Source organism: Mycobacterium pseudoshottsii JCM 15466, from assembly GCF_003584745.1.
GTDB lineage: Bacteria > Actinomycetota > Actinomycetes > Mycobacteriales > Mycobacteriaceae > Mycobacterium > Mycobacterium marinum.
Window position 1 is genome coordinate 2,213,674 of record NZ_AP018410.1, and the last position, 16,259, is coordinate 2,229,932.

A 16,259-nucleotide genomic window follows, 5' to 3' on the forward strand; every position below is an offset into this window, starting at 1 on the left:
TCAACTCCAAACGAAGTAGCGCAGCCACAGGTAGGCCGCCGCCACCAGCAGTGAGATGGTGGTGACCACGATGCCTTTGCGGGTGAATTCCCAGAATGAGATGGGAGTGCCTGCCCGGCGGGCGATTCCCAGCATCACGACGTTGGCGCTGGCTCCGACGGCGGTGAGGTTGCCACCGAAGTCGGCACCCAGGGCCAGCGCCCACCACAGCGCGTCCGGGTTGACCTGACCGGGCATCACCGCGACCAGTTCGGTGACGATAGGCGTCATGGTGGCGACGTAGGGGATGTTGTCGATGATGCCCGACACCGGAGCCGACACCCCGATGATCAACAAGACGGTGAATAGTTCGTTACCGCCGGTCAGTTCGATCGAGGCGCGCGCGAGTTTGTCCACGACGCCGGTCTTCACCAGCGCCCCGACCATGATGAACAGCCCAGCGAAGAACAGCAGCGTTTCCCACTCGACGCTGGCCAGATAATCGCGGCCGCCCAGTCCGGAGATGATGATCAGCACGCCGGCGCCCAGCAGGGCCACCACCGAGGGCTGGATGTGCAGCACCGGATGGGCGATGAAGGTCGCGAACACCGCCAGCAGCACCACGCCGCACTTGATCAGCAATTTGCGGTCACTGATCGCTTCGCGCTCATTGAGCGACATGACGTCGGAGACCCGTTCGGGCTCGACGGTGACCGAGCCGAACAAGCGGGGCAGCAGTGCGACGAAGATGACCAGCACGATGAGCACGACCGGGGCCATGTTCAGCAGGAAGTCGTTGAACGACAGTCCGGCTCGGCTGGCGATGATGATGTTGGGTGGGTCGCCGACCAGTGTTGCCGCGCCACCGATGTTGGCGGCGAAAACCTCGGCCATCAAGAACGGCGATGGGTTGATCGCCAACCGGTCGCACACCAGCAGGGTGACGGGGGCGATCAGCAGCACCGTGGTGACGTTGTCCAACAAGGCCGAACCGAACGCCATCACCAGGACCAGCAGAATCATGATGCGGGTGGGGGAGCCATTGGCGCGTTTGACGGCCCAGATGGCGATGTATTCAAAGACGCCGGTCTGGCGCAGCACGCTGACGATGATCATCATGCCCAGCAGCAGAAAGATGACGTCCCAGTCGATTCCGGTGTCGTGGGAGTAGAACACGTCGTGGGAGTCGACGATGCCCACCGCGAGCATGATCGCCGCACCCACCAGCGCCGCACGGGTCTTGCTGACCCGGTCGCTGGCGATGAGCGCGTAGGTGACGACGAACACCCCGATCGCAATGACGCTCACGGGGTCTCCGATGAATCGTTATCTGGTGTGTGCACGGGTCAACTCAGTACGAAGTAGCGAACCCAGAGGTAGATGGCGGCCAGCACCAGCGACATCGTGGTGACCACGATGCCCTTACGGGTGAATTCCCAGAAGGAGATGGGATTGTCGGCCCGCTTGGCGATGCCCAGGACGATGACGTTGGCGCTGGCGCCGATCGCGGTGAGGTTGCCACCGAAGTCGGTGCCCAGCGCAAGGGCCCACCACAACACGTCCGGGTTGCCCTTGTCGCCCAGGACCGGCACCAACTCGGCGACGATCGGCGTCATGGTGGCCGCGTAGGGAACGTTGTTGACGATGCCGCTGATCACCAGCGAGGCGGCCAGGATCACCATGGTCGCCAGCAGGGTGTTGCCGCCGGTCGCGGTCACCGCCATTTGCGCGACCTGCGTGACCACACCGGTTTTCACCAGGGCACCGACCATGATGAACAGACCCACGAAGAACAGCAGCGTGTCCCACTCGACGCTGGACAGATAGTCGGAGTGGTCCAGCCGGGAGACGACCACCAGGATGCCGGCACCGATCAGCGCCACCATGGACGGCTTCACGTGCAGCGCGGAGTTCGCGACGAATGCCGTGAACACCAGGAGCAGGACGATGCCGCACTTGATCAGCAGGCCGTGGTCGCGGATGGCCTCCTTCTCTTCCAGCGACATCACGTCGGCGACTCGCTCGGGGTCGGCCTCGAATGAGCCGGGGAACAGGCGCGGCAGCATCAGGATGAACACCGCCATCACGATGACCACGATCGGAGCCAGGTGGACCAGGAAGTCGTTGAACGTCAGCCCGCCCTTGCTGGCGATGACGATGTTGGGCGGGTCACCGACCAGTGTCGCGGTGCCGCCGATGTTGGAGGCGAACGCTTCGGCCATCAGATACGGCGCCGGGTTGATCACCAGCCGGTCACACACCAGCAGGGTGACCGGGGCGATCAGCAGCACCGTGGTGACGTTGTCCAGCAGCGCCGATGCGACCGCGGTGACGATCACCAACAGGATCATGATCCGCAGTGGTTTGCCGCGGGCCCGCTTGGCCGCCCAGATCGCGACGTATTCGAACACACCGGTCTGACGCAGCACGCTGACGATGATCATCATGCCGAGCAGCAAGAAGATGACGTCCCAGTCGACCCCGGTCTCGTGGGAATAGAAGACGTCCTCGGAATTGATGACCGGCAGCATCACCACGATCGCGGCACCGGCCAACGCCACCAGGGTCTTGTTGACGCGTTCGCTGGCGATCAGCGCATAGGCCACCACAAAGATGGCGACCGCGACAATGCTCATCGAGTCGCTACCTGTGTCTTTGCCCGCAGACCGTCTATCGCTGAATCCGTTGAGATCAAGGCCTTAGCGCCGCTCCCAGAAGGCGCGATGCCGTGATCACCCCGTGCAACTTGCCGTTCTTGACCACCGCGAGCAGCGGGCTGCGCAACCGAGCCATCAGCGCGGCCACCTCGATGATGGTGTCGTCGGCATTGACCGGCGGAACGTCATTGAGGTGATCAGGCAACACATCGCTGACCTTCTTGCCGCGCAGTTTTTCCGCGCAGCGGTCTGCCATCGATTCGTTGAGCACACCGGCCAGCGATGGGTCGTCCTGGACATAGCGGGGAACGATGAATCGGACCACCTGCGACGCCGGCAACACCGCGTAAGGGCTGCCGGTTTTCTTGGTAACCAGCAACCCGGGCAGGCGGTGTTCGGCCAGCGTGCGTGCCGCCTCGAGTGCGTCTGAGTCGATGCTGATTACGGGATACTCCTCGGCGATGTCCTCGGCGCGCATATGGTGACCATACGTTGCCGGTGTGGTCAGGGTTAGCTCATTTGCACCCATCGTGTTCTTTCGCGTCGTAAGTGCTTGCAGGACAATCAGACGCCGACCAGGCTTCCCGGCTCACCGGTCTCCGACGCTATCAAGCCGTCCGGTCGATGGGCGGCGGAGGTCATTGATGGCTCCGATGCGCAGGCGCTGCGTACACTGGCGAGATGCTGCAACAGATCCGTGGTCCCGCTGATCTGCAGCACCTGTCGCAGGCGCAGCTGCGTGAGCTGGCTCAGGAAATCCGAGAGTTTCTGGTCCACAAAGTCGCCGCCACCGGGGGACACCTGGGACCGAATCTTGGGGTCGTGGAGCTGACGCTGGCTTTGCACCGGGTGTTCGACTCGCCGCACGATCCGATCATCTTCGACACAGGGCACCAGGCCTACGTGCACAAGATGCTGACCGGCCGCGCCCAGGACTTCGAGAGCCTGCGCAAGAAGGGCGGGTTGTCGGGTTATCCGTGCCGGGCCGAGAGCGAACACGACTGGGTGGAATCCAGCCACGCCAGCGCGGCGCTGTCCTACGCCGACGGTCTGTCCAAGGCGTTCGAGCTGAGCGGGCTCCGTAATCGGCATGTGGTTGCGGTGGTCGGCGACGGCGCGCTCACCGGCGGCATGTGTTGGGAAGCGCTGAACAACATCGCCGCCTCGCACCGGCCGGTGGTCATCGTCGTCAACGACAACGGCCGCAGCTACGCGCCGACCATCGGCGGGGTCGCCGACCACCTGGCCAAGCTGCGGTTGCAGCCGGCCTACGAACAGGTGCTGGAGAAGGGCCGAGACGTGGTGCGGGCGGTGCCGCTGGTCGGCGAAGTCTGTTACCACTTCATGCACAGCGTCAAGGCAGGTATCAAGGACTCCCTGTCGCCGCAGTTGCTGTTCACCGACCTCGGGTTGAAGTACGTCGGCCCGGTCGACGGACACGACGAGCGGGCGGTAGAGGTCGCGTTGCGCAGTGCCCGCGGTTTCGGCGGCCCGGTGATCGTGCACGTGGTCACCCGCAAGGGCATGGGTTACGGCCCGGCCGAGGCCGACGTGGCCGAGCAGATGCACTCCACGGTTCCGATCGACCCGGCCACCGGACAGGCCACCAAGCTGGCGGGCCCGGGCTGGACGACGACGTTCGCCGATGCCTTGATCGAATACGCCGGCAAGCGCCGCGACATCGTGGCCATCACCGCGGCCATGCCGGGCCCCACCGGTTTGACCGCGTTCGGCCAGCAGTTCCCGGACCGCCTGTTCGACGTCGGTATCGCCGAGCAACACGCGATGACGTCGGCGGCCGGGCTGGCGATGGGCGGAATGCATCCGGTCGTCGCGATCTACTCGACGTTCCTGAACCGCGCATTCGACCAGATCATGATGGATGTGGCGCTGCACCAGCTGCCGGTCACCATGGTGCTCGACCGGGCCGGGATCACCGGTTCGGATGGTCCGAGCCACAACGGCATGTGGGATTTGTCGATGCTGGGCATCGTTCCCGGAATTCGGGTAGCCGCACCCAGGGATGCCACCCGGTTGCGCGAGGAACTGGGCGAGGCGCTCGACGTCGATGACGGACCGACGGCGTTGCGGTTCCCCAAAGGCGATGTGGGCGAAGATATTCCGGCACTGGAACGGCGCGATGGCATGGATGTGCTGGCTGTGCCGGCTAGCGGCTTGAACCACGACGTGCTGCTGATAGCGGTAGGTGCATTGGCGTCGATGGCGCTGGCGGTGGCCAAACGGCTGCACAACCAGGGGATCGGGGTGACGGTGATCGACCCTCGCTGGGTGTTGCCGGTGGCCGATGGGATCGGCGACCTGGCGGTGGCACACAAGCTGGTGGTGACGCTGGAGGACAACGGCGTCAACGGTGGCGTCGGGTCAGCGGTGTCCGCTGCGCTGCGGCGTGCCGAGATTGACGTGCCCTGTCGCGATGTGGGGTTGCCGCAGCAGTTCTTCGAGCACGCCTCGCGCGGTGAACTGCTGGCCGACCTGGGGTTGACCGATCAGGACGTGGCCCGCCGGGTCACCGGTTGGGTTGCCGCGCTGGGTGCTTGCGTTTCGGAAGCCGAGATCAAAGAACATCTCGACTAGGGTTCCGCTGACTTAGCTGCCGCCCCGGTTGGCTGGACGGGTTCATCCGGCCTTGCCGTCGGTGCCATTCTGGCCGGTCTGGCCGCCGGGGAAAATGCCAAACCCGCCGGCACCGCCGGTACCGGCCAGGCCGCCTGCCCCGACGGGTGTGCCGGTGCCGCCGTCGCCGCCGTCTCCGCCTTTGCCGATGCCGAGGAGTGACTGGAACTCGCCGGCGTTGCCGCCCGTGCCGCCGGCGGCCCCGTCTCCGCCTTTGCCGCCGGCACCGCCATCGGTTGCGTTGCCACCGTTGCCGCCGGTGCCGGCGTTGCCTCCAACTCCGCCGTCACCTGAGGGTAGATTGCCTAAGCTCTTGCCGCCGGTTCCGCCGGTTCCGCCCCCGCCGGACTTTCCGCCGTCGCCGCCGTTGCCGCCGCCGCTGGCGTCGGCGCCGTTCCCGCCGTCGCCGCCGGCCCCGCCGTTGCCGGCGGCCTTGGCGGCTGAGGGGGCTGCTGCGCCCTGCCCGCCTGTTCCGCCCTGCCCGCCTGTTCCGCCCTGCCCGCCGGTGCCGCCGTCGCCGGCATTGCCGCCGTCGGCTGCTTGGCCGCCCAGCCCCCCGGCTCCGCCGGCCCCGCCGGTGCCGCTGGAGCTGGCTTCGAAGGGGCTTGTTGCGCCCTGCCCGCCTGTTCCGCCCTGCCCGCCGGTGCCGCCGTCGCCGGCATTGCCGCCGCCGGTTGCTTGGCCGCCCTGCCCGCCGGCTCCGCCGGTGCCACCGATGCCGCTGGGGAAGGCGGATAAGCCGCTGACGACGCCCGCACCTCCAGTGCCTCCAGTGCCCCCGGTACCGCCGTCTTTACCGCCGATTCCGGCGCCGCCTTCGCCGCCAGCGCCGCCAGCGCCGCCAGAGGCGCCGCTGTCACCAGCGCCACCATTGCCGCCGGTGCCGCCGGTGCCGGCGTTGCCGGCGCTACCCCCGGTGCCGCCGCTCCCGGCGGTACCCCCGATTCCGCCAGTGCCGCCTGTCCCGCCGTTGCCGCCGTTGGCGCCGGTACTGCCGTTGCGGCCGTCGCCACCGATGCCGCCGATGCCGCCCTTGCCGCCGGTGCCGTTGGTGCCGCCGGGGCCGCCGTTGCCGCCGGTGCCGGCGTTGCCGGTGCTGTCGCCGGTGCCGCTCAGGCCTCCCGCGCCAGCGTTGCCACCGGCCCCGCCTTCGCCGCCGTTTCCGCCGGCTTGGGCTAAGCCGCCGGCCGCGCCGTCGCCGCCTTTGCCACCGTTCCCGCCGGATCCGCCCGTGCCGGGTTCACCGAATTGACCGGCGTTACCGCCGCCGCCGCCGGCGCCCCCGTTGCCGCCGGTGTGGCCGCTGCCCGCCGCGTCACCGGCGGCTCCGTTGCCGCCGTTGCCGCCGTTGCCACCGTTGCCGAATTGGCCGGCGTCTCCGCCCTTGCCGCCAGACCCGCCGTCTTGACCGGAGGTGGCGGGACTAAAGCCGTCTCCGCCCTTGCCGCCGTGGCCGGCCGCGGTGGTGGGGGTGTTGCCAGTGGTACCGGGTGCACCGGTGCGCGACCCGTTGCCGCCGGCGCCGCCGGCCCCGCCGGCTCCCGGGTTGGCGCCGTTGCCGCCGGTCCCGCCGTTGGGGTTGCTAGCGTCGCCGTTGCCGCCGGCCCCGCCGTTGCCTGCGAGTCCGCCGTTGCCGCCATTACCGCCATCGCCGCCGGCGCCGGTGGTACCCGCATTGCCGAACAGGCCGCCTTGGTCTCCCGCGCCGCCGGCTCCAGCGTTACCGCCAGCGCCGCCCTCGCCGCCGTCGCCCGCGTTGCCGCCAGTGCCGCCAGCGGTCGTGGCGGGCAGCCCGTCGCCACCGGTGCCGCCGGCGCCGCCGGCCCCGCCCTCGCCGCCGGCGCCGAACAGCAGCCCGCCTTTGCCGCCGGCCCTGCCGACGCCGCCGGTACCGCCGTCGGTTCCGGCTAGTTCGGTTTGGCCCGCACCGCCGTTGGCGCCAGCAACGCCGCTGGCGCCGGTGCCGCCGGTGCCGCCGTCACCGCCGTGGCCGAAGAGGAACCCGCCGTTGCCGCCGGCTCCGCCGGCCGCCCCGGTCCCGCCAACGGCTCCGGTCCCGCCGATGCCGCCGTTGCCTCCGGCGCCGAAGAGGACGGCGTTGCCGCCTTTTCCGCCGGCCGCGCCGGTTCCGCCGATGCCGCCGGCGCCGCCGGAGCCGATCAGTCCGGCGGCCCCGCCGGCGCCGCCGTTGCCGATCAGCAGGCCCCCGTCACCGCCGGCCTGCCCGGTGCCTAGGGCCCCGCTGGCGCCGTTGCCGATCAGCGGGCGTCCCAACAGTGCTTGGGTGGGCCCGTTGATCAGGTCTAGCACCGGTTGCAGGGGTGCGGCTCCGGTGGCCTCGGCGCTGGCGTACGTCTGTGCTGCGCCGGACAGGCTGCGCACGAACTGGTCGTGGAACCGCGCCATTTGGGCGCTCAGGGCCTGATATTGCTGGGCGTGGTTGCCGAACAGTTCGGCGATGGCCGCCGAAATCTCATCGGCGGCCGCGGCCGCGATGGCGCTGGTTGGGATCGCCGCGGCGGCATTGGCGGCGGTGATGGCCGAGCCGATCCCGTCCATAGCCGCGGCCGCGGCGGCCACGATCTCCGGTGCAATGGCTAGGTAGGACATCAGGTTTCTCCTCCGAACTCAAACAACAACGCAGGCTTCAGGCAGCGCGGTCGACAAATGCTGACCGCGCCCTGAAAAACACCGGACGGCCGAATGGTTTCCGCACGGTCGGGCGACAGCGATCGCACCCGGTCTCGAACCGAAGGTTCGTTGTCGGCAATGTCTCGGGCTACCGGAAATTCGCTGTGAACCGTGCCGTCCATTACATGAGAAAGAGTTCTTTTCCGGCCCTTCGGCAGACTCTCGCAGCGACTGGTTGCGCTGCTGTCGACCAGCGCTACTGTGTAGCAGCAGGGAGTTCTCGGCGTGGAACCACACATCTGCCTCGCTTGCCATTCACATGGAATGTGGTGGGAATTAGATTGGACGAATGTACTCCAATGTGTAGCTATTTCCACTAATTTGAGCACTTTTCTTAAGTCATTCACTGCTGAATTTCTGGCAGGAAATTAATTCTCTATGGAGTTAATTCGGATGCGGTTGCTGCAGTTGTAATTCACCACGTCTAAATAAATCGCTTTGTCTATCGACATTCGAAATGTGCCGCACCGTCCTACGGCTTCGCTCACCCGCGCCTCGACGTCCCCCGGCCCTGCTGGGGATGGCAGCCCTAGGCTTCCGGCGCTGGTGCCGCCCGCTCCGGCGCCGCCGTTTTCGCCGGCCAGGCCCGCGCCGACGCCGGAACCGCCGTTGCCACCTTGTGGCCATCACCGCGGCCATGCCGGGGCCGACCGGGCTGACGGCGTTCGGGCAGCGCTTTCCGGACCGCCTGTTCGATGTCGGCATTGCCGAGCAACATGCGATCACGTCGGCAGCTGGGCTGGCGATGGGTGGGATGCACCCGGTAGTGGCGATCTATTCGACGTTCCTCAACCGGGCATTCGACCAGTTGAGGATGGATGTGGCGCTGCACCAGCTGCCCGTCACCATGGTGCTCGACCGGGCAGGGATCACCGGTTCGGATGGTCCGGCCCACAACGGCATGCGGGATTTGTCGATGCTGGGCATCGTCCCCGGAATGCGGGTAGCCGCGCCCAGGGATGCCACCCGGTTGCGCGAGGAACTGGGGGATGCGCTCGAGTTCAGTGATGGTCCGACGGCTTTATGATTCCCCAGAGGTGACGTCGGTGACGATATTCCGGCTTTGGAGCGGCGCGGAGACGTCGATGGCGCTGGCGGTGGCGGTGGCCAAGCGGCTACACAACCAGGGCATCGGGGTGACGGTGGTCGACCCACGCTGGGTGTTGCCCGTCCCCGACGCGGTGCTCGAATTGGCGGTGGCGCACAAGCTGCTGGTGACCCTCGAAGGCAACGGGGTCAACCGGGGGACCGGGTCAGCGGTGTCGGCAGCGCTGCGGCGTGCCGAGATCGACCTGCCGTGTCGCGATGTGGGCCTGCCGCAGGATTTCTTCGATCACGCGTCGCGTGGCGAGGTGTTGGCCGACTTGGGTCTCACCGACCAGGATGTCGCCCGCCGCATCACCGGCTGGGTTGTCGCGCTGGGTTCCAGCGTTGTCGAAACCGAGATCACCGAACAGCTCGACTAGCGGGCGCCCGGTTCGGTCTCGGGTTCGGCGGCATTGGCCAGCGCTGCGGCCAGGGCGGGTACCACCAGCTCACGCTGCCAGACCCGGGCTTGCCCGGTGGCCAAGAATTCATCGATGGTGCTGGTTATCTCGGCGGCGGCCACCGGTGCCCAGTCCCAGCACAGGCGCCGCACCAGCTCGGGCGTGACCAGGTTCTCCGTCGGCACTCCCACCGAATCCGACACCTCGGACAACGCCGCGCGGGCGGCCTCCAGGCGCGCGGCAGCTTCGGGTTTGCGTCGGCTCCACCGCGCCGGAACGGGCGGCCCATTGGAGGGTTCGGCCACTTCCGGCGGATGCTGGCTCTTGCGCGCGACGTCGAGGGCCCCGAGCCACATCGTCGCGTTACGGCGCTGGTTGCGCCCGCCGAACACCGGCAATGACACCAGGTCTTCGACCGACTTCGGGTCGGAGAGGGCGGCATCGATGATCGCCGAGTCCGGCAGAATCCGGCGGGGCGCGATGTCACGACGCTCGGCGATGCGATCTCTGGTTATCCACAACTCGCGAACGGCGGCCAGACCTCGCCGGTCACGCACTTTGTGGATCCCCGAGGTTCGCCGCCAGCGGTCCGGTTTGGCGGTCGCCGGCACCCACCGTGATTCGAACGTCCGCAGATACTCGAATTCTTGCGCGGCCCAGTCGAATTTACCTTGCTCGGCCAGCACCCCCGAGATCGCCGAGCGCAGCTCGATGAGCAACTCCACATCCAACGCGGCGTAGTTGAGCCAGTCCGACGGCAGCGGACGCTTGGACCAGTCGGCGGCGCCGTGGCCTTTGACCAGGCCCATGCCGAGTAGCCGCTCGACCATGGTCGCCAGGTTCACCCGGTCGTACCCGGCCAATCGCCCCGCCAGTTCGGTGTCGTACAACGCCGACGGACGCATCCCAACCTCGGCCAGACAGGGCAGGTCCTGGTCGGCCGAGTGCAGGATCCACTCGTCTTTGGCCAGCACTTCGGCCAGCGGTTGCAGCACGGTCAGCGGGTCACCGCCGTGGCTGACCGGGTCGATCAGCACCGTTCCGGCGCCGGCCCGCCGGATCTGGATCAGATAGGCCCGATTGGAGTAACGAAAGCCCGATGCGCGCTCGGCGTCGACGGCAAAGGGCCCGCTGCCGCGGTCCAGGAGTGTCGCGGCCGCCTCGATCTGGCCGGCGGTCACGGAGAGTTCCGGAACCCCGCTCGCCGGGCTCAGCAGGGGAGTGGCTTCGGGTGCTGTGCCCTCCGGCGGTTCGTTCCCCTCAGGAGATAGGGCTGAGCACATATCAGGCGCGCGACCTCGAGCCCAGGTCGACGACCCCGGCCGGCGGCAGGCCCGCGGCGTGCTCGAGGACAGCGCAGAACGCCTCGACGTGGCTGCCTAGATCGGGTGTGGTCGCCGTCCACGACGCTCGTAGCTCGAGCTGATGGGCGCGCGGCGGTCCGGAGATGTCGCCGTAGCGCACCGATGTGGTGGCGGTGACGGTGCCACCGAGAGCGGTCACGTGTTCGGTGCGTGATTCCAGCGCCTCCACCAGCCAACTCCACGCCACTTCCGGTAGCAGCGGATCGATCGCCTCGTGCGAGTCCAGATCGGCCTCAATGTAGGCAACCAGGCGAATGGTGCCGTCCCACGCGTCAGAACCATCAGGGTCATAGAGCAGAATCAGCCGTCCGAAAGCGTCGCCTTCGGATCGTTCGGGCACGATGTCGAGCTCGGGATGCTTGACTTCGGCCCCCAGGGCATAGCTGTACGGGGCCAGCCGCTGTGGCGGGCGGATGGGGCCGAGTTCAATCTCGGGCCGCACGGTGACAGCGTTCATCGCCGCTACCGCCTCGCGGAAAGGGGTCGGTTCGGCTGAGGTCACAAGCGCCGCTCCTCTCCCCCGCAAGCGGGAGGTGCCCCCCAATCGCTGCGCCCCGTCTTATCGTCGGCGCGGTTCACAGAATTCGACGGTAGACCCATCGGTCGACACGCGGGGACAGGCGCGCCGTTTCGTCGCCGGCTAGGGCCCCTCGGTGCGGTCGGTAAACCGGGCGGGACGCTTCTGCCGGTGCGCGGCCAGGCCTTCCTGCACATCGGGGCCGGTGAACCCGAGAAACTCCAGGCCAAGCGACGTTTCGAAGGTCGGCCCGAACATCCGGTACCAGTGATTGAGGCTACGCTTGGTCCAGCGGATCGCGTTTTGCGCCCCCTGCGCCAGATTCTCGGCCAGCCGGGTTGCGGTGGGCAGCACCTCATCGTCATCGACGCACGTCGAGACCAGGCCGATGCGTTCAGCTTCTTCGCCGGACAGTGTCTCGCAGGTGAGTAGGTAGTACTTGGCCTTGGCCATGCCGACCAGCAGCGGCCAGCAGATCGCGGCGTGGTCACCGGCCGCCACCCCGAGCTTGGTGTGGCCGTCGATGATTTTCGCGGTTGCGCTTGCCGCCGAGATATCGGCGAGCAGCGCTACCACCAGACCGGCGCCAACGGCCGGGCCGCGAATCGCCGAAACCACCGGCTTGTCGAGGTTGACCAGGTTGAGCACCAGGTCACGGGCCTCGCGCATGATGCGGATTCGGCCTTCGTAGTCGCCGATCGTTTCGTCGATGAGCTCAAAACTGCCCCCGGACGAAAACGCTTTGCCCTCACCACGAACCAGCACCACCCGCACGTCGGGGTCACGGTCGATCACCGGCCAGACGTCAGCGAGGTCGCGGTGCATCTGCGGTCCGACCGAATTCAGCCCGGGGGAGTCCAGCACCAGATTCAGCACGCCGTGCTCACCCGGCTCGAAGCGAAGGCTGGGGAAATCTTGGTAGGTGAGTGGCATGCGGCGCTCCTGACCGTTGCTGGTTGCCAGCTGGTTGCCGTCGTGATGTTACGCAGCGGCCCGATGGCCTGCGGGGCCGCCCAAACCGCCTCATGGCAGCCCTCATGGCAGCATTGAGGCCGATGAGTACCCGTCGCGACCTTCCGCAGTCGCCCTATCTGGCCGCGGTGGCCGGCCGCAAACCCAGCCGAGTACCGGTGTGGTTCATGCGGCAGGCCGGCCGCTCACTGCCGGAATACCGGGCGCTGCGCCGCCAGCACAGCATGCTGGCCGCCTGCTTCGAACCCGAGGTGGCCTGCGAGGTCACCATGCAACCGATCCGCCGCTACCACGTCGATGCCGCGATCCTGTTCTCCGACATCGTGGTACCGCTGCGCGCGGCCGGTGTGGACTTGGACATCGTGGCCGATGTCGGACCCGTCATCGCTGCGCCGGTGCGTACGGTTGCCGATGTCGACGCCATCAAACCCATTGACCCCCAGTCGATTGCGCCGGTGCTCGACGCGGTTGAGCTGTTGGTCGCCGAGCTGGGTGACACTCCGCTGATCGGATTCGCCGGAGCGCCCTTCACGTTGGCCTCCTACCTGGTCGAGGGCGGACCCAGCCGCCACCATGCCCGGACCAAGGCGATGATGTTGGCCGAGCCCGCGACCTGGCATGCGTTGATGACCAAGTTGACCGACCTCACCATCGAATTTTTGCTCGGTCAGATCCGTGCCGGCGTGAATGCCATCCAGGTGTTCGACTCGTGGGCGGGAATGTTGTCGTTGGCCGACTACCGCCAGTACGCGTTGCCGCACAGCGCACGGGTATTCGCCACGCTAGCCGAGCATGGTGTTCCGATGACGCACTTCGGGGTCGGCACCGCTGAACTGCTGGGTGCGATGTCGGAGGCGGTCAAGCCGGGGACGGCGAAGGTGGTCGGGGTGGACTGGCGCACCGCGCTGGCCGATGCCGCCGCCCGGGTGCAACCCGGCACCGCGCTGCAGGGCAACCTGGATCCGGTGGTGCTGCTGGCGGGCTGGCCCGCGGTGGAACGGGCCGCACGCGCCGTCGTCGACGATGGACGTCGGGCCGTCGACGCGGGTGCGGCCGGGTACGTCTTCAATCTGGGGCACGGGGTACTGCCGCAGACCGATCCGGGGGTGCTGACCGACCTGGTGTCACTGGTTCACTCGCTATGACACCGGGCTCGTATTGTGTTGTGGGCGGTGGAATCTCGGGCCTGACCGCGGCCTTCCGGTTGCGGCTGGCGGTCGGTGAAGACGCCTTGATCACCCTGTTGGACCCCAGCGATCGGCTGGGCGGAATCTTGCGCACCGAGCGGGTCGGCGGACAGCCGATGGATCTGGGTGCCGAAGCGTTCGTGGTGCGCCGTCCGGAGATGCCCGCCCTGCTCGCCGAACTCGGTCTGTCCGGGCTGCAGCGCTCCACCACGGGCGCCCGGCCGCTGATCTACAGCTGCCAAGAGCTGCACCCGCTGCCAACGGGCACCGTGATGGGGATCCCGGCTTCGGCGCGCTCGCTTGCCGGCCTGGTTGACGACGCCACGATTGCCCAGATCGAGGCCGAACCGGACCGGCCGCTGCACTGGCGCCCGGGCGGCGATCCCGCGGTGGCCGAACTGGTGGCCGAGCGGTTCGGCGAGCAGACCGTGACCAGGTCGGTCGATCCGCTGCTGTGCGGCGTCTATGCGGGCTCGGCCGCCACGATCGGTGTGCGCGCGGCCATCCCGGCGGTGGCGGCGGAGCTGGACCGCGGCGCCACCAGCCTGACCGAGGCGGTTCGGCAGAGCTTGCCGCCGGCCAGTGCCGGCCCGGTGTTCGGTGCCTTGACGGGCGGCTATCAGGTGCTGGTCGAGGAGCTGGTCGCACGCAGTGGGGTGCAGTGGGTGCAGGCCGCGGTCAGCAAGATCGAACCCGGTTGGGCACTGCACGACGATGCCGGCCGGCGCTGGCACGCCGACGCCGTCATCCTGGCCATCCCGGCCCCGCGCCTGGTGCGGATCCTCGACGGTGTCGACGGGGTGGATCCGCGCAGCGTCGCGGCCGCGAGCCGGGTGCGCAGTGCCTCCTCGGCTGTGGTGGCGCTGGCGGTGCCGGCAGATACCCCCTTCCCGCAGTGTTCCGGGGTGCTGGTGGCCAACGGTGAGCCGTTGCGGGCCAAGGCAATCACGTTGTCGTCGCGGAAATGGGGTATCCAGGGCGACGTCCAGCAGCTGCGGATTTCGTTCGGGCGGTTCGGCGACGACCTGGCCGAGCGCGTGTCCGACCATCAGCTGCTTTCGTGGGCGCGCGACGACCTGGCCACGGTGTTCGGTGTGACGGTGGATCCCGTCGATTCACGTGTGCAGCGGTGGATCGAGGCGATGCCGCAATACGGTCCCGGTCACGGGGTGCTGGTCGCGCAAGTGCGGGCCGGGCTGCCCCCGACATTGGCCGTGGCCGGCAGCTATCTGGACGGAATCGGGGTGCCGGCCTGTGTCGGGGCGGCAAGCCGCGCGGTGGACGGCGTCGTTGGGGCGCTCAACCCGCAAGTGGCACGATAGGTGCCATGGCACGCCTCGACTACGACGTCCTGAACGCAACCATTCGGTACCTGATGTTCTCGGTGTTCTCTGTGCGGCCGGGCGAACTCGGTGACCACCGCGAAGCCGTGATCGACGACGCTGCGACGTTTTTCAAGCAGCAGGAGGAACGCGGCGTCGTGGTGCGCGGCCTCTACGACGTCGCGGGCCTGCGGGCGGACGCGGATTTCATGATCTGGACCCACGCCGAGCGCATCGAAACGTTGCAGGCGACCTATTCGGACTTTCGGCGCACCACCACCTTGGGGCGGGCCTGCACTCCGGTGTGGAGCAGCGTCGGGCTGCATCGTCCGGCCGAGTTCAACAAGAGCCACATCCCGGCATTTCTAGCCGGCGAGGAGCCCGGCGCCTACATCTGCGTGTATCCGTTCGTGCGCTCCTACGAGTGGTATCTGCTGCCCGACGAGGAGCGACGTCGCATGCTCGCCGAGCACGGCATGGCCGCGCGTGGCTACAAGGACGTTCGGGCCAACACGGTGCCGGCGTTCGCGCTGGGGGACTACGAGTGGATCCTGGCGTTTGAGGCCCCCGAGTTGGACCGCATCGTCGATTTGATGCGTGACCTGCGGGCCACCGACGCCCGACGGCACACCCGTGCGGAGACGCCGTTCTACAGCGGGCCGCGGGTGCCCGTCGAGCAGCTGGTGACCTCGCTGCCATGACCGCCCCGGATCCGACCGACCCCACCCGCTTCGAGGAGATGTATCGCGACCAGCGGGTGGCACACGGCTTGCCGGCGGCCACACCGTGGGACATCGGCGGCCCGCAACCGGTGGTTGAGCAGCTGGTCGCGCTGGGCGCGGTCAAGGGGGAGGTGCTCGACCCGGGCACCGGGCCCGGCCACCACGCGATCTATTACGCGTCCAAGGGTTACTCGGCGACCGGCATCGACGGATCGGCGACCGCCATCGAGCGGGCCCGGGACAACGCGGCTAAGGCCGGGGTGTCGGTGAACTTCCAGGTGGCCGATGCCACGAGGCTGGAAGGCTTGGACAACCGATTCGACACCGTCGTCGACTGCGCCTTCTATCACACGTTCGGTACCGCGCCCGAGCTGCAGAGGTCCTACGTGCAGGCGTTGTGGCGGGCGACCAAGCCGGGCGCACGGCTTTACATGTACGAGTTCGGCGCCCACCAGGTCAACGGATTGACCGCGATCCGGTCGCTGCCGGAGGAAAACTTCCGCGAGATGCTGCCACTTGGCGGTTGGGAGATCACCTATCTGGGGCCGACCACCTACCGCACCACGGTGAGCATGGAGACGCTGGAAACTATGGCCGCGCGAAACCCCGAGGTGGCTGACCAGGTCGGGCCCTTGGTGGAGCGGTTCAAGACGATCCAGCCCTGGCTGACCGACGGCATCGCGCACGTCCCGTTCTGGGAAGTCCACGCCACCCGGCTGGACTAACC

The 16,259-nt window shown here is 67.8% G+C and carries 11 protein-coding genes and 2 pseudogenes; 6 read left to right on the forward strand and 7 right to left on the reverse strand.

Features of this window, described 5'->3' with window-relative positions:
• From MPSD_RS10095 to MPSD_RS10105, 3 genes are read right to left on the reverse strand one after another with little or no spacing between them, the layout of a single operon-like run.
• Positions 1-1,287, reverse strand: a complete 1,287-nt coding sequence (locus MPSD_RS10095) for an ArsB/NhaD family transporter (protein WP_012393808.1) — start codon at positions 1,285-1,287, stop codon at positions 1-3.
• 38 nt (positions 1,288-1,325) lie between these two features.
• Positions 1,326-2,615, reverse strand: coding sequence for an ArsB/NhaD family transporter (locus tag MPSD_RS10100; RefSeq protein WP_020787965.1), 1,290 nt, complete (start codon positions 2,613-2,615; stop codon positions 1,326-1,328).
• 55 nt (positions 2,616-2,670) lie between these two features.
• Positions 2,671-3,114, reverse strand: a complete 444-nt coding sequence (locus MPSD_RS10105) for a CBS domain-containing protein (RefSeq protein WP_012393810.1) — start codon at positions 3,112-3,114, stop codon at positions 2,671-2,673.
• Positions 3,115-3,317: 203 nt separating this feature from the next.
• Between MPSD_RS10105 and dxs the strand changes: the two genes are divergently transcribed.
• Positions 3,318-5,231 (forward strand): 1-deoxy-D-xylulose-5-phosphate synthase, encoded by a 1,914-nt coding sequence (gene dxs / locus MPSD_RS10115; protein ID WP_012393811.1) that lies wholly within the window; start codon positions 3,318-3,320, stop codon positions 5,229-5,231.
• A 42-nt stretch (positions 5,232-5,273) separates the two neighbouring features.
• Here dxs and MPSD_RS10120 read toward each other — a convergent pair whose 3' ends face one another.
• Entirely contained in the window at positions 5,274-7,880 is a 2,607-nt protein-coding gene (locus MPSD_RS10120) for a PE family protein (RefSeq protein ID WP_119571723.1), read from the reverse strand.
• A 685-nt stretch (positions 7,881-8,565) separates the two neighbouring features.
• On the opposite strand from MPSD_RS10120, the pseudogene MPSD_RS29150 reads away from it, so the two are divergent.
• A pseudogene (locus tag MPSD_RS29150) lies at positions 8,566-9,427 on the forward strand (transketolase C-terminal domain-containing protein); the annotation flags it as partial.
• Here the strand turns inward: MPSD_RS29150 and MPSD_RS10140 are convergent.
• From MPSD_RS10140 to MPSD_RS10150, 3 genes and pseudogenes are all read right to left on the reverse strand, one after another.
• Positions 9,424-10,731 carry a ribonuclease D gene (locus MPSD_RS10140; RefSeq protein ID WP_086085215.1) on the reverse strand — a complete coding sequence of 436 codons (1,308 nt, stop codon included), beginning with the start codon at positions 10,729-10,731 and terminating at the stop codon, positions 9,424-9,426. The pseudogene MPSD_RS29150 and the gene MPSD_RS10140 sit on opposite strands and share 4 nt — an antisense overlap.
• Position 10,732: 1 nt before the next feature.
• Positions 10,733-11,412: pseudogene (locus MPSD_RS10145) on the reverse strand (DUF3000 domain-containing protein).
• A gap of 40 nt (positions 11,413-11,452) precedes the next feature.
• Positions 11,453-12,262, reverse strand: a complete 810-nt coding sequence (locus MPSD_RS10150; RefSeq protein WP_020787960.1) for an enoyl-CoA hydratase/isomerase family protein — start codon at positions 12,260-12,262, stop codon at positions 11,453-11,455.
• 122 nt (positions 12,263-12,384) lie between these two features.
• Between MPSD_RS10150 and hemE the strand changes: the two genes are divergently transcribed.
• Genes hemE through MPSD_RS10170 form a run of 4 tightly spaced genes read left to right on the forward strand, consistent with a single transcriptional unit; the run spans position 12,385 to position 16,257 of the window.
• Positions 12,385-13,446, forward strand: coding sequence for a uroporphyrinogen decarboxylase (gene hemE, locus MPSD_RS10155; RefSeq protein ID WP_036426728.1), 1,062 nt, complete (start codon positions 12,385-12,387; stop codon positions 13,444-13,446).
• Positions 13,443-14,810, forward strand: a complete 1,368-nt coding sequence (locus MPSD_RS10160; RefSeq protein ID WP_036426726.1) for a protoporphyrinogen oxidase — start codon at positions 13,443-13,445, stop codon at positions 14,808-14,810. The genes hemE and MPSD_RS10160 overlap by 4 nt, the downstream gene beginning before the upstream one ends.
• Positions 14,811-14,815: 5 nt before the next feature.
• A complete protein-coding gene (hemQ, locus tag MPSD_RS10165; protein WP_011741110.1) occupies positions 14,816-15,511 on the forward strand; it encodes a hydrogen peroxide-dependent heme synthase in 696 nt (231 codons plus the stop codon).
• Complete coding sequence (locus tag MPSD_RS10170) at positions 15,508-16,257, forward strand: class I SAM-dependent methyltransferase (protein ID WP_020724836.1); 750 nt, start codon at positions 15,508-15,510, stop codon at positions 16,255-16,257. Before hemQ ends, MPSD_RS10170 begins: the two co-directional genes overlap by 4 nt.
• Positions 16,258-16,259 lie beyond the last annotated feature (2 nt).

Coding starts and splice junctions, on each gene's coding strand:
- MPSD_RS10100 (WP_020787965.1), bottom strand. CDS start 2,615: ATGAGCATTGTCGCGGTCGCCATCTTTGTGGTGGCCTATGCGCTGATC.
- MPSD_RS10105 (WP_012393810.1), bottom strand. CDS start 3,114: ATGCGCGCCGAGGACATCGCCGAGGAGTATCCCGTAATCAGCATCGAC.
- dxs (WP_012393811.1), top strand. CDS start 3,318: ATGCTGCAACAGATCCGTGGTCCCGCTGATCTGCAGCACCTGTCGCAG.
- MPSD_RS10120 (WP_119571723.1), bottom strand. CDS start 7,880: ATGTCCTACCTAGCCATTGCACCGGAGATCGTGGCCGCCGCGGCCGCG.
- MPSD_RS10140 (WP_086085215.1), bottom strand. CDS start 10,731: ATGTGCTCAGCCCTATCTCCTGAGGGGAACGAACCGCCGGAGGGCACA.
- MPSD_RS10150 (WP_020787960.1), bottom strand. CDS start 12,262: ATGCCACTCACCTACCAAGATTTCCCCAGCCTTCGCTTCGAGCCGGGT.
- hemE (WP_036426728.1), top strand. CDS start 12,385: ATGAGTACCCGTCGCGACCTTCCGCAGTCGCCCTATCTGGCCGCGGTG.
- MPSD_RS10160 (WP_036426726.1), top strand. CDS start 13,443: ATGACACCGGGCTCGTATTGTGTTGTGGGCGGTGGAATCTCGGGCCTG.
- hemQ (WP_011741110.1), top strand. CDS start 14,816: ATGGCACGCCTCGACTACGACGTCCTGAACGCAACCATTCGGTACCTG.
- MPSD_RS10170 (WP_020724836.1), top strand. CDS start 15,508: ATGACCGCCCCGGATCCGACCGACCCCACCCGCTTCGAGGAGATGTAT.